The following is a 12,146-nucleotide window of genomic DNA, read 5'->3' as shown; positions in this document are numbered from 1 at the left end:
TGGACCGCGCCGCCGCACTCCCCTATGCTTGAATCATCAATCATTCTAGCGGGGAGCGCAGACAGATGAGCATCGATCCTGGATCCATCACCTTCGGCCTGGACACCTTCGGGGACGTCACCGTGGACAGCGCGGGAGATCCCGTCGCGCCGGCGCAGGTGATCCGCGACATCGTCGCCCAGGGCGAGCTCGCCGACCAGGTCGGCATCGACCACTTCTCGATCGGCGAGCACCACCGACCCGACTTCGCCGTCAGCGCGCCGGACATGGTGCTCGCCGGGCTCGCCGCCCGCACCGAGCGGATCACGCTCGGCACCGCCGTGATCGTGCTCAGCTCCGACGATCCGCTGCGGGTGGTCGAGCGCTTCTCCACGCTCGACGCCCTCTCGCAGGGACGGGCCGAGCTCACCGTGGGGCGCGGCTCCTTCACCGAGTCCTTCCCGCTGTTCGGTTTCGCGATGCAGGACTACGAGACCCTCTTCGAGGAGAAGCTCGACCTGCTGGTGACGGCGCTGTCCGGTGAGCCGATCACCTGGTCCGGCACGACCCGCGCGCCGTTGAAGGACCAGTCGCTGTACCCGCCGCTGGAGCGGGAGCTGCCCACCTGGGTCGCCGTCGGCGGGAGCCCGAACTCGGTGATCCGCACCGCCCGTCACGGTCTGCCGCTGATGCTCGCGATCATCGGCGGGCCCGCGCAGCGCTTCGCGCCCTATGTCGACCTCTTCCACGAGGCGACCGCGAAGCTGGGCGGGCAGCGCCGCCCCGTCGGCGTCCACTCCCCCGGGCACGTCGCCGCGACCGACGCCGCCGCGCGCGAGCAGCTCGCCCCGCACTGGATCCACAACCGCAACGAGATCGGGCGCGAGCGCGGATGGGGCCCCTCGGGGATCGGCGAGTTCGAGGCGGAGGCGGATCACGGCGCGCTGTACGTCGGCTCCCCGGAGACCGTCGCGCAGAAGATCGCGCGGACGATCACCTCGCTCGGCATCGACCGCTTCGACCTGAAGTACGCCAGCGGCCCTATGCCGCATGAGCAGCTGATGGAGTCGATCCGCCTCTACGGCACCGAGGTGATCCCGCGGGTGCGGGAGCTGCTGGCCGAGGCGCAGGCTCCCGAGGGATCGGCCTTCGACGAGGTCTGAGAACCTCTCCCCTTCGCCCCTCGCCGCGGCTCACCGGAGCAGGAAGGCACGGATGCGCAGCTCGGCCTCCTCCCGGGTGATGCCGCCCAGGAGGTCGCGTCCGAGCGGGCTCTCGTTCGTGGGATCGGGGCCGATCAGCGGGCGGAGGTCCCCGCGGGAGTGCACGAGCACGGGCACGGGGCCCGCCTTCCCATAGCCCGGCAGCGCGCTCGCGAGGCGGCCGGGGTAGACCGTGCGATAGCCGTCGTCCCCGAGGTGGTCGAGGATGTCGAGGACGTCGTCCTCGACCAGGGACACCCATGGCGCGTACTCCATGCGGCGCTCAGGGTCGTCGCGGATCGGCACGTGCATCGACACCCGCACGTACTGCTCGGCCCCCTCGGGGCGCTCGATCAAGCACAGGTCCTCGGTGATCTCGGCGTCGCGGAGCTCGTGCGGGGCGAGCCGGAGCACGGGATCCGGGACCGCGAAGGACAGCACCGGCCAGGGCCGGTCCCTGGTGCCGTCGGTGCCGAGGTGGGTCGCCGCGCAGGCGTGGCAGTCGAAGTCGATGCCGGTCATCAGGGGCTCCTTGGGTGGGGTCGGTCGAGGGGATGCCCGGCACGCTAGGGGTCCTCTCGCTCACCCTTCGACGGCACTGCCCCGGATGTGGACCACGGGGCATTGGGGAGGACCGGCCGATGGAGTCGGCCCGGCCCCACGACACCGACGTGATCCCCCAGGTGCGGAGGTGCTCGCGGAGGCTCGGGCCCCGAGCGCTCGACCTCCGACAGGGCGTGATCACTGCACCGGTACTCTCATTCGAGCTACGTCGGACGACGTCGAACGAGGAGCAGATTCCGACGGCGTCACGGGGAACCCTCCTGTACCGAGCTCGTTGGTCGACGCCCATGCAGATCTGCTGGGCACTGTTCCCTCTGCTCCCTCTTTCCCTTCTCCTGATCCTGAGCACCTTCGGCAGTCGAAGCAGTGACGAGGGCCCTGCTTCCGACGCTTCATGGGTGTTCGACCTCGCGCTGGGACTTCTCCTGTCGTCGCCCCTGGGTCTGGTGCTGATCCTTGTTCTCTGGCTGAACAGCAGGACCGCGATGACCATCTCCACCGCCGGAACAGAACTGCGCAGACCCTTCGGATCTCGACAGATTGCATGGCCGTCGATCTCATGGATCCAGCCGAGCGAGGACTGGTACCTCCGAGGTGCCACCTGCGTCGTGACGACGGAGGGCGAGCGGATCACCCTACGATTCACCGCCAGCCGATACACCGCTTTCCGGAACGAGCCTCTCAGCGAGATCTTCGCCGTCATGGGTGACCACCGGACGATCCCCCTGCCCACTCGCGTGGCGATCGAATTCCACAAGCAGCATCTGCGAGGGGAATTCTGACAGGGCACTGCGTCGCAGCTGAGTCGGTGCCGCAGGCCGACAGGGCTCCTCCCCCGGCGGTGCGGCATCATGGAGACGTGTCGTCGTCCCGTCCCAGCAGACCGATCGCCCTCTTCCGCACGCCGGAGCGCCCCTGGTCCCTGATCGTCGCGATCGCGCTCGCCGTGCTGGTCCTGCTGCCCTTGGCGATCCTGGTCGCCGTGCTCGGAGCGACCTCGGGCTCCTCCGCAGGGATCGTGCTCGGCCTCGTCATCCTGCTGGTCGGCTGCGTGTTCGTGATCACCATGAGGCGGCGCTTCACCGTGACCACGGCGGGGATCGAGGTCGCCTCGCATCCCGGCACGAGCCGTCTGCCGTGGTCGCAGATCCGGCTGGTCCGTGTGGGACCCGCGACCTTCCGCGCTCCGCGCGCCACCGAGATCGTCCTCGCGGACGGGTCCGCCGTCAGGCCGCCCGCCACCTCCATGAACTTCGCCGTGCGGCGGGGCGAGATGCCGACGGCCCACGGCGCCGACGGGACGTCGCCGACCCGCTGCACCCTCGCGGCGATCGACGCGCATCGCCGCTACCTGGCCGGGGAGTTCGGGCGGTGACGGTGCTGACGGCCGCCGAGGCCGCTGCTGCGCGCGCGGCGCACGAGGAGCGGGCCGATGCGCTGACCGCCGCGCATCGGGAGCGGAAGCAGCGCGGCGAGAAGCATGCGGTCGAGGACTTCCTGTTCACCTACTACCCCTTCTCCCCCGCCCGGCTGCGGCGCTGGCATCCCGGATGGCGGGTGGGATACGAGGCGTCGGCCGATCTCGATGCCGACGGGAACCCGGCCATCGCCGATGTGGACGAGGCGGGACGGCGGTCCTGGTACGTCGACGAGGCGGGACCGGAGGGAACCCCCGCGGTGCGGCGGGCGGATGTCGAGCGCTATCTGGACGAGCGGGCCTCCGCCTTCTCGTTCATGACGCGGCTGCTGCGAGCCTCGACCCTCACGCGGCGCCGGCCGGAGTTCGGGTGCTTCGGGCTGCACGAGTGGGCGATGGTGCACCGGGTCCCCGAGGGCGGACAGCGTCACGAGGACCTGCCGCTGCGCCTGACCCCGACCGAGACCGATGCTGTCGTCGAGCGGGAGAACCTGATCTGCTCGCACCTGGACGCGTTCCGCTTCTTCACCCCGTCGGCCGCGCCGCGGAACTCGATGGAGCCGACCCGTGCGACGCAGGTCGACAACGACAACCCGGCCTGCCTGCACGTGGGGATGGACCTGTACAAGTGGGCCATGAAGCTCACGCCGCTGCTGCCCTCGGACCTGGTGCTGGACTGCTTCGAGCACGCCCGCGCCACGCGAGTGCTGGACATGGAGGCGAGCCCGTACGACGTGCGGCCGCTGGGCTACGGGGTGGTGCCGATCGAGACCCCGCGCGGCAAGGCGGAATACGTGCGGCGCCAGCGCGAGCTGGCCGCAGGGGCCGACGTGCTGCGCGAGCGGATCCTCGCCGAGCTCGAGCGGCTCGAGGCGAGCACGCCCGCTGACCGCTGAGCACTGCGCGCTGAGACGCCGGAAGGGCCGGCACCCTCGCGGGGTGCCGGCCCTTCTCCGGGGTGGGGCTGCGCTCAGGCGGCCGCCTCGTCGTAGGCGGCCTGCGCCTCGGCGCCGAAGTACGGGCCGTACATCACGTTCGCCTGGCCGTTGTAGCCGAAGCTGTTCACGGAGTTCTGCGCCCCGTCTCCGAGGAACCAGGGACCTCCGGAGGAGCCGCCGGTCATGTCGCAGGAGATGCCCTGGGAGAGGGTGCCGCCGATGGTGTCGTCGCTCGCGGTGCCGGAGCAGCTCTCGAGGGACTCGCCGTCGAAGGGCGCGGCGGCCGGGTAGCCATAGGCGTCGTAGTCGGCGCCGCGCTCGCGGTTGAACGCGATCGAGGTGGAGCCGACGGTGTCCTCAAGGGTGCCACTGCCGCTCTCGGGCTCGACGGTCGCGAAGGCGACGTCGTAGCTGATGTCCTCGCTGGAGACCCACTCGTCGGTGGAGACGAGATCGGTCGCGGCCCAGGTGCCGTAGGGGGCGTCGCCGTGGTCGTAGCCGGGCACGAAGACCCAGTTGGTGGCCCAGGTGCCGGCGTCGTTGACGCAGTGCCCGGCGGTCGAGACGGTGGAGCCGTTCGAGGAGGCGACGGAGTTGCCAGAGCAGACGTAGTCCTGGCCGCCCTGGGTGAAGAAGACCTTGCCGACGGTGTCCTTCTCGCCGGCGGCGGCCTTCTTGCTCTTGCCGGGCGCCTCGGCGCTGCGGCCCTGGACGGTGATGGGCTCGCCCTTCTCCACGGCGTCGTGGGAGGGCGCGTCCTCGGGGGCGAGGTCGTCGGCCGGGATCGCGGCCTCCATGCGCTCGGAGGTCCAGTAGCCGTGGGCCTCGGTCTGCGCGGTGCCGGAGAGCTCGGTGCGCTCGACGTCGGAGCCGTCCGCGGTGGCGGCGCCGGCGCCGCCGACGGCGAGGCCCGCGACGAGGGCGGCACCGCCCAGGAGTCGGGTACAGCGGCTACGAAGGGTGGAGTGCGTCACGGGAGTGCCTTTCGACAGCGGGACAACGGGGGTGGGATGACGACCCCGCGGGGCCGTGATGGCACGCTACGCGACGTGAGCGAGGTCACGCCGTCCGGGAGTTCCCGGTCGTCCGCTTCTGTCCGGTTCGGCCTCCGGGGCACTTACTACTGGTCGGTAGCTTCCTGACCGCTGGAAGCTCCCGGGGCATCCCTGTCGTCCTCGCAGGCCGCGCCGGGTTCAGCGGGGTCGACAGTCGGTGCCCCACAGGCGCCGTCCGCAGAATTGTCACGATCAGGTAACGATCGCTGGAGCGGGGCGGGGCGGGCGGCGGCGCGGGCGGCCTCGTCCCAGTGCTCCCGCGCCCCCTCGCCGCGCTTCTCGGCATCGGTGAGGGAGGGGTCCTCGGAGCGTCGTGCAGGCATCGTCGTCCTTCCGTCGGCGGGGCGGGCGCGTCGAGCGTAGCGCCGTCCACCTCCGGGGCACCCTGGCAGACTGGGCCCATGCCGAGCCTGACGCCCTTCCTCCCCCCGCGCACCGCCGAGAACGCTCAGGACGCCATCGTCGACGGATTCGTCTCTGCGCAGGAATCGGTCGGTCGCACGCTCTACCCCCACCAGGAGGAGGCGCTGCTGGCGATCGCGGCCGGGGACCACGTGATCGCCGTGACACCCACCGGCTCAGGAAAGACCACGATCGCCTACGCCGCGATCTTCGCCGCGATGGCCCGCGGTGAGCGCTCGTACTACACCGCCCCCATCAAGGCGCTGGTGAGCGAGAAGTTCTTCGACCTCGTCGCGCAGTTCGGCGCCGAGAACGTGGGCATGATGACCGGCGACTCCGCGGTGAACCACGACGCGCCGATCATCGTGTGCACCGCCGAGATCTTCGCCAACCACGCCCTGCGCGACGGCCCCGGCTCCGAGGTGGGGCTCGCGGTGATGGACGAGTTCCACTTCTACGGCGACTCCCAGCGCGGCTGGGCCTGGCAGGTGCCGCTCGTGGAGCTGCCCCGCTGCCAGTTCGTGCTGATGAGCGCGACCCTCGGGGACGTCTCCTTCTTCGTGGAGGACCTCGAGGAGCGCACCGAGCGCGCCGTGACGGTGGTGGCCGATGCGCCGCGGCCCGTGCCGCTGGACTTCCGCTGGTCGCTGGAGCCGCTGCCGGACACCATCACAACGATCCTCGAGGACCGCGACGCCCCGGTGTACATCGTCCACTTCACCCAGAAGGAGGCCCTCGAGCAGGCGCAGGCGCTGCAGGGAGGGAAGATCCTCAATGCCGAGGAGAAGGAGCGGATCCGCGAGCTGATCGGCGACTTCCGCTTCTCCAAGGGCTTCGGGCAGATCCTCTCCCGCCTGGTGCGCGAGGGCATCGGCGTGCACCACGCCGGCATGCTCCCGAAGTACCGGCGCCTGGTGGAGAAGCTCGCCCAGTCCGGGCTGCTGAAGATCATCTGCGGCACCGACACGCTCGGCGTAGGCATCAACGTGCCGATCCGCACCGTGCTGCTGACAGGGCTGGCGAAGTTCGACGGCAAGCGGATGCGCCTGCTGAACGCCCGCGAGTTCCACCAGATCGCCGGGCGGGCGGGACGCGCCGGGTACGACACCGTCGGCCACGTCGTGGTGCAGGCGCCGACGTGGACCATCGAGTTCGAGCGCGAGCGCGCCAAGCAGCGCGCCCGCGAGGAGGCCGGCAAGGCCCCCAACAGCGCGAAGAAGCGCAAGAAGGAGCCCAAGCCGCGCATCCCCGAGGGCGCGGTGAGCTGGTCCGAGGAGAACCTCACCAAGCTCGTCGAGAACCCGCCCGAGGCACTGCGCCCGCACCTGCGGATCACCGCCTCGATGGTGCTCGCGCTGATCGCGCGGCCGGGCGATGCGATCGCCGCCGGGCGCCACCTGATCATGACCAGCCACCAGACCCGCGCCCAGAAGCTGAAGCTGGTGCGCGAGGCGGTGGAGATCTTCCGCGGCCTGCGGGACGCGGAGATCATCGAGGTGCTCGAGGAGGTGGACCATCTGGGGCGTCGCTTCTCCCTGGTCGAGGACCTCCAGCTCGACTTCACGATGAACCAGCCGCTGGCCCCCTTCGCGATCGCGATGATCGACTCGCTGGACGAGGACTCCGAGACCCTCACCCTGGACACCGTCTCGATCCTCGAGGCGATCCTCGAGGACCCGCGCCAGATCCTGCTGGCCCAGCAGAACGCCGCCCGGGGTGAGCTGCTCGCCGAACTCAAGGCCGACGGGGTCGAGTACACCGAGCGGATGGCCCGCCTGGACGAGGTGACCTGGCCGAAGCCGCTCGAGGAGGACCTCGAGGCCGCGCTCGAGATCTACGCCCGCAGCCGGCCCTGGGTGCGGGCCGAGGACCTCTCCCCCAAGTCCGTAGTGCGCGAGATCCACGAGACCGGGCAGACCTTCAGCGAGTTCGTCCAGCGCTACGGCCTGCAGCGCTCCGAGGGGATCGTGCTGCGCTATCTCTCCGACGCCTACCAGGCGATGCGGCGCACGGTCCCGCAGGACCTGCGCACCGAGGATCTCGAGGACATGATCGAGTGGCTCGGGGTGCTGGTGCGCGGGATCGACTCCTCGCTGCTGGACGAGTGGGAGGCGCTGACCCATCCGGAGGATCTCGAGGACGGCGCCTCGGAGATCCGGCCGACGAGCCCCCGCGGCCTCTCCGCCCAGACGAAGGTGCTGCGCACGATGGTGCGGGCCGCCCTGTGGCAGCGCGTGGAGCACTTCGCCTTCGAGCGCGAGGAGCGGCTCGCCGAGCTCGACGGCGCCTCCGGCTGGGACCGGAAGCGCTGGGCGGAGGCGATGGACGAGTACTACGACACCTATGACGAGGTCGGCATCGACGGCCCCGCCCGCTCCCCGCAGCTGCTGCAGATCACCGAGGAGTCGAGGCTGTGGCGGATCCGGCAGGTGCTCGACGACCCGGAGGGGAACCACGACTGGGCGATCGAGGCGGAGCTCGACCTCGAGGCGACCGACGAGGCCGGCGAGCCGGTGCTGACGATCACCCACGTGGGCGACATCGCGGACCGCTGAGGGCCCGCCCGGGCGCGCCGCCCGGGGACACGACCAGGAACGACGACGGCCGATGCCCCGCGGGGCATCGGCCGTCGTCGTCAGCAGCGATCTGCAGCGGAGACGCTCAGTACTGCGGGTTCGTCTCGATCCGCTTCTGCGGGTTCGTCTCGATCAGAGGGTTCGTCTCGATCAGAGGGTTCGTCTCGATCTTCAGCGGATTGGTCTCGATCCGCTTGAGCGGGTTGGTCTCGATCCTCTGCACGGAGACCGCGGCCTGGGGGTTGGTCTCGATTTTCTGCGGATTGGCCTCGATGGCGCCGGCGGCGCCGGCACCGGCGACGCCGAGCGCGCCGGCGAGCATGAGGCCGGCGGCGAACCTCGCCGCACGGCCGGCGTGAAGGGTGTTCTTGGACTGCGAAGGACGGAAGCTGATCACCGGACAGGTCCTCTCGGGGGTGACGGGGGCGGCTGGATGGGGGAGCCCGCAGGTACCAGACTACCGTCTGTGAACGCAATCACAAGAGGTGACATGCGTGTCATCCGGGCCGGCGCTGCCCCGCCCTGTCCCGGGTGAGCGACTCGACCGCCGCGCAGGCCTCCTCGAGCCCGGCGCCGCGCGCGACCGCGGCGCCCACGAGGAACGCGGAGATCGGCGCCATCGAGCGCTGCACCCCGTCGGCGACCACGCCGGTCATCACGTGGACCCGGTCCACGTCGAGGTCCACGCCGCCCACCTCGAGGTGCGCGGCGATGTCCCTCATCCACGGCAGCAGGGTCGTCTCCCAGTCGCTCTGCAGCGTCACCGGTTCTCTCGCCGCCATCAGAAGTCCACCTTCTCCCAGCCGCGGCGCTCGGACTCGCGGCGCGGGTCCTTGCTCCGGTAGACGATGTAGGGACGGGTCAGGTAGCCGACCGGCGCCGCGAAGACGTGCACGAGGCGCGTGAACGGCCAGACCGCGAACAGCAGCAGGGCGCTGAGCACGTGGAGCTGGAAGAAGATCGGCGCCTGGCCCATCAGCTCCGTCGAGGGCTGCAGGGTCCAGAACTGCCGGAACCAGATCGAGACGCCCTCGCGGTAGTCGTAGTTGCCGAAGGTGGTGTGCACGAGCGTGGCGAGCACGCCGAAGGCGATCACGAGGGAGAGCAGCAGGTACATGATCTTGTCGCCGACGGTGGTCGCGCCGAAGACGCGCGTGTTCGTGCGCCGCCGGTAAATCAGGATCAGCAGTCCGCCCACGCACGCGACCGCCGCGGCCAGGCCGATCGTGACCGCCATCAGGTGGTAGACGTGATCGGAGATGCCGAAGAAGCGGGTCCAGGACTTCGGGATCCCGAGCCCCACCACGTGGCCGACGAAGATCCCGATGATCCCGAAGTGGAACATCGGCGAGCCGATCGAGAGCAGCTTCGACTCGTAGATCTGGCTGGAGCGGGTGGTCCAGCCGAAGCGGTCGGCGCGGAATCGCCACACGTGCCCCAGCACGAAGACCGCCAGCACCATGTAGGGCAGCACCACCCACAGCAGCAGGTCGAGGGTCGAGGTGTCGTTCATGAGGGGCGTCCTCTCAGCAGGTCCAGCGGGACGGGTCCGGGGGCGGTGGCCCGGGAGTCGCAGCCGTTCGCGGCGAAGGTCTGACCGGCCAGCGCCCCGGCGTCGGCGTCGAGGCCGTAGCCGTCCAGGCCCACGGTCTCCTCCTCGGGGCCCTCCTCGGCCAGGCGGAGCACGGCGGCGCGGTCGTCGGCGTCCAGCGGCGGCAGCGTCCCGCACAGGGCGAGCAGCGCACCGTGCCAGGGCGAGGAGATCTCCTCCAGGTGGAGGCGCAGCAGCTCCACGCCCGGGCGGTTGCCGCGCAGGATCTTCGCGCCGCGCTCCGGGTCGTGGCCCGCGGCGAACTCGAGCACGAGCGGCAGATGGTCGGGCAGCTCCTGCTCGCCGACCTCGACCCCCGCGGCGCGGAAGTCCTGCTTGATGCGCAGCAGCGCCATCCCGCGGCGGCGGGTGTCGCCGTGGCTGAAGTAGGTCAGGTGCAGGCATCCCCGGCGGCGGGTGTCGAAGGTGTCGACGTACTGCTCCTGCAGGAGGACGGGATCCGCCTCCCGCAGGGCGTGGAGAGTGCTGCGCAGCCGGGTGCGGCCCGGCTCGGGCAGGTCCTCCACGAGCTCGGCCACCTGCCCGAGCCGCGAGACGGTCGCCTCGTCGGGGTAGGTCAGCAGCCAGGAGACCGCGAGCCAGGTGGTGCGCAGCTGCGGGGTCGTGAGGCCGGAGGCGTGCAGCAGGTCCCTCGGCGAGCGCACCCGCTTCGGGGCGAGGGTCGCGGCGCCCGTCCCCCCGCCGTCCGCCGCGGACGCGCCGTCGGCCGAGCGCCTGCCGAGCAGGCGGGCGAGGGCGCCCATCAGGCACCTCCCGTCGCCGGCTCGGGGAAGAGCCCGTCGGGGCGGCCGCGGCCGTCCCAGTTCAGCAGGTTGATGCGCACGCCCTCGGGGCGCTCGGGCCCGTTCTGCTGGCGCTTGGTGGCGTAGCCGGGGCCGGACATGCCCAGCGACTCCTCCGGCAGGGACATGCTCATGCCCGGTCCGCCGGGGGCGTTCAGCGGGCAGTCGGTGCCCACGCCCTCCAGGTCGTGCGCGGACTCGTGATGGCCGACGGGGATGACGTAGCGGTCCTCGTACTTCGCGATCGCGAGCAGGCGGTACATCTCCTGCATCGTCTCGCCGTCCATCCCGACGGCGTTCGCGATCCCCTCCCGGGGCTCGCGTCCGAGATTGATGTCGCGCATGTAGGAGCGCATCGCCGCCATCCGGTACAGCACCCGCTCCACGGTGGGGACGTCCCCGGCGGTGAAGAGGTTCGCGAGGTACTCCACCGGGATGCGCAGCGCGTCGATCGCGGCGAAGAGGTTCTCGGCGTCCTCCGCGTCGTAGCCGGAGTCGCGGACGACGTCGACCACGGGCGAGAGCGGCGGGATGTACCAGACCATCGGCATCGTGCGGTACTCGGGGTGCAGCGGCAGCGCGACCTCGTAGTCCTTGATGAGCTTGTATGTCGGGGACCTCTGCGCGGCCAGCAGCCAGTCGTGCGGGATCCCCGCGGCCTTCGCGCCGGCGATCACCTCGGGGTCGTGCGGGTCGAGGATGATGTCGCGCTGGGCGCGGTAGAGCTCCTTCTCGTCCCGGGTCGAGGCGGCCTCGGTGACGCGGTCGGCGTCGTAGAGGACCAGGCCGATGTAGCGCAGACGGCCCACGCAGGTCTCCGCGCACACCGTCGGCTCCCCCTGCTCGATGCGGGGGTAGCAGAACGTGCACTTCTCGGCCTTGCCGGTGCGGTGGTTGAAGTAGATCTTCTTGTACGGGCAGCCGGTGATGCACATCCGCCAGCCGCGGCAGCCGTCCTGGTCCACCAGCACGATCCCGTCCTCCTCGCGCTTGTAGATCGCGCCGGAGGGGCAGGAGGCCACGCAGGTGGGGTTCAGGCAGTGCTCGCAGATGCGGGGCAGGTAGAACATGAAGGTCTGGTCGAACTCGAACTGCACCTTGTCCTCGATGCCCTTCAGCATCGGGTCCTTGTCCTTGTGGAGGTAGGTGCCGCCGAGGTCGTCGTCCCAGTTGCCCGACCACTGGATCTGGGTGCGCTCCCCCGTGATCAGCGACTTCGGGGGCGCGGTGGGGATGTTCTCCTGCTGCGCGGGGGCGTTGAGCAGGTTGTCGTACTCGTAGGTCCAGGGCTCGTAGTAGTCCTCGATGCCGGGCAGGCGCGGGTTGGAGAAGAGCTGCAGGAGCTTCTTCAGGCGCCCGCCCGCCTTCGGGGTGAGGCGCCCGGAGGAGGTCAGCTCCCAGCCGCCCTTCCACTTCTCCTGGTCCTCGTAGCCGCGGGGGTAGCCCTGCCCGGGCCGGGTCTCGACGTTGTTGAACCAGATGTACTCCGTGCCGGAGCGGTTCGTCCACGCCTGCTTGCAGGTCACCGAGCAGGTGTGGCAGCCGATGCACTTGTCGAGGTTCATCACCATCGACATCTGGGCCATGACGCGCATGTCGTCTCTCCTCGTTCTCTCGGT

General features: G+C 70.4%; 12 protein-coding genes. 5 read left to right on the top strand and 7 right to left on the bottom strand.

Features of this window, described 5'->3' with window-relative positions:
- The first annotated feature begins 65 nt into the window (after positions 1–65).
- Positions 66–1,142, top strand: a complete 1,077-nt coding sequence (locus A4A78_RS14255; RefSeq protein ID WP_062950413.1) for an LLM class flavin-dependent oxidoreductase — start codon at positions 66–68, stop codon at positions 1,140–1,142.
- Between the two features lie 30 nt (positions 1,143–1,172).
- On the opposite strand, the gene A4A78_RS14250 is transcribed toward A4A78_RS14255, so the two are convergent.
- Positions 1,173–1,703, bottom strand: a complete 531-nt coding sequence (locus tag A4A78_RS14250) for a DUF2199 domain-containing protein (RefSeq protein WP_062950411.1) — start codon at positions 1,701–1,703, stop codon at positions 1,173–1,175.
- A 440-nt stretch (positions 1,704–2,143) separates the two neighbouring features.
- On the opposite strand from A4A78_RS14250, the gene A4A78_RS17850 reads away from it, so the two are divergent.
- The 3 genes from A4A78_RS17850 to A4A78_RS14235 all read left to right on the top strand — a co-directional run bounded on the left by A4A78_RS17850 (position 2,144) and on the right by A4A78_RS14235 (position 4,058).
- On the top strand, positions 2,144–2,527 hold the full coding sequence (locus tag A4A78_RS17850; protein WP_156488634.1) for a PH domain-containing protein: 384 nt from the start codon (positions 2,144–2,146) through the stop codon (positions 2,525–2,527).
- Between the two features lie 77 nt (positions 2,528–2,604).
- A complete protein-coding gene (locus tag A4A78_RS14240) occupies positions 2,605–3,120 on the top strand; it encodes a hypothetical protein (RefSeq protein ID WP_062950408.1) in 516 nt (171 codons plus the stop codon).
- The gene (locus A4A78_RS14235) at positions 3,117–4,058 is read left to right on the top strand and encodes a hypothetical protein (RefSeq protein ID WP_062950406.1); all 942 of its coding nucleotides are present in this window, start codon (positions 3,117–3,119) and stop codon (positions 4,056–4,058) included. The genes A4A78_RS14240 and A4A78_RS14235 overlap by 4 nt, the downstream gene beginning before the upstream one ends.
- 74 nt (positions 4,059–4,132) lie before the next feature.
- Here A4A78_RS14235 and A4A78_RS14230 read toward each other — a convergent pair whose 3' ends face one another.
- On the bottom strand, positions 4,133–5,074 hold the full coding sequence (locus tag A4A78_RS14230) for a serine protease (protein WP_062950404.1): 942 nt from the start codon (positions 5,072–5,074) through the stop codon (positions 4,133–4,135).
- A gap of 482 nt (positions 5,075–5,556) precedes the next feature.
- On the opposite strand from A4A78_RS14230, the gene A4A78_RS14225 reads away from it, so the two are divergent.
- Positions 5,557–8,112, top strand: coding sequence for an RNA helicase (locus A4A78_RS14225; protein WP_062950402.1), 2,556 nt, complete (start codon positions 5,557–5,559; stop codon positions 8,110–8,112).
- A gap of 106 nt (positions 8,113–8,218) precedes the next feature.
- On the opposite strand, the gene A4A78_RS14220 is transcribed toward A4A78_RS14225, so the two are convergent.
- From A4A78_RS14220 to narH, 5 genes are all read right to left on the bottom strand, one after another.
- Complete coding sequence (locus tag A4A78_RS14220; protein ID WP_062950400.1) at positions 8,219–8,530, bottom strand: hypothetical protein; 312 nt, start codon at positions 8,528–8,530, stop codon at positions 8,219–8,221.
- Positions 8,531–8,630: 100 nt separating this feature from the next.
- Positions 8,631–8,915: a DUF6457 domain-containing protein gene (locus tag A4A78_RS14215; RefSeq protein WP_062950397.1), complete on the bottom strand. Its 285-nt coding sequence runs from the start codon at positions 8,913–8,915 to the stop codon at positions 8,631–8,633.
- The gene (gene narI, locus A4A78_RS14210) at positions 8,915–9,646 is read right to left on the bottom strand and encodes a respiratory nitrate reductase subunit gamma (RefSeq protein WP_062950395.1); all 732 of its coding nucleotides are present in this window, start codon (positions 9,644–9,646) and stop codon (positions 8,915–8,917) included. The genes A4A78_RS14215 and narI overlap by 1 nt, the downstream gene beginning before the upstream one ends.
- Complete coding sequence (gene narJ, locus A4A78_RS14205) at positions 9,643–10,488, bottom strand: nitrate reductase molybdenum cofactor assembly chaperone (protein WP_062950391.1); 846 nt, start codon at positions 10,486–10,488, stop codon at positions 9,643–9,645. Before narJ ends, narI begins: the two co-directional genes overlap by 4 nt.
- A complete protein-coding gene (narH, locus tag A4A78_RS14200; protein ID WP_062950390.1) occupies positions 10,488–12,122 on the bottom strand; it encodes a nitrate reductase subunit beta in 1,635 nt (544 codons plus the stop codon). The genes narJ and narH overlap by 1 nt, the downstream gene beginning before the upstream one ends.
- Positions 12,123–12,146 lie beyond the last annotated feature (24 nt).

It is taken from the genome of Brachybacterium sp. sponge, assembly GCF_001613775.1.
Taxonomy (GTDB): domain Bacteria; phylum Actinomycetota; class Actinomycetes; order Actinomycetales; family Dermabacteraceae; genus Brachybacterium; species Brachybacterium conglomeratum.
The sequence above is the reverse complement of the archived record's forward strand: the minus strand, read 5'-3'. Positions and strand labels throughout refer to the sequence as shown.

Excerpts from the sequence above, each read along its gene's own strand:
- narJ (WP_062950391.1), bottom strand. The coding sequence starts at position 10,488 with ATGGGCGCCCTCGCCCGCCTGCTCGGCAGGCGCTCGGCCGACGGCGCG.
- A4A78_RS14250 (WP_062950411.1), bottom strand. The coding sequence starts at position 1,703 with ATGACCGGCATCGACTTCGACTGCCACGCCTGCGCGGCGACCCACCTC.
- narI (WP_062950395.1), bottom strand. The coding sequence starts at position 9,646 with ATGAACGACACCTCGACCCTCGACCTGCTGCTGTGGGTGGTGCTGCCC.
- A4A78_RS14225 (WP_062950402.1), top strand. The coding sequence starts at position 5,557 with ATGCCGAGCCTGACGCCCTTCCTCCCCCCGCGCACCGCCGAGAACGCT.
- A4A78_RS14255 (WP_062950413.1), top strand. The coding sequence starts at position 66 with ATGAGCATCGATCCTGGATCCATCACCTTCGGCCTGGACACCTTCGGG.
- narH (WP_062950390.1), bottom strand. The coding sequence starts at position 12,122 with ATGCGCGTCATGGCCCAGATGTCGATGGTGATGAACCTCGACAAGTGC.
- A4A78_RS14215 (WP_062950397.1), bottom strand. The coding sequence starts at position 8,915 with ATGGCGGCGAGAGAACCGGTGACGCTGCAGAGCGACTGGGAGACGACC.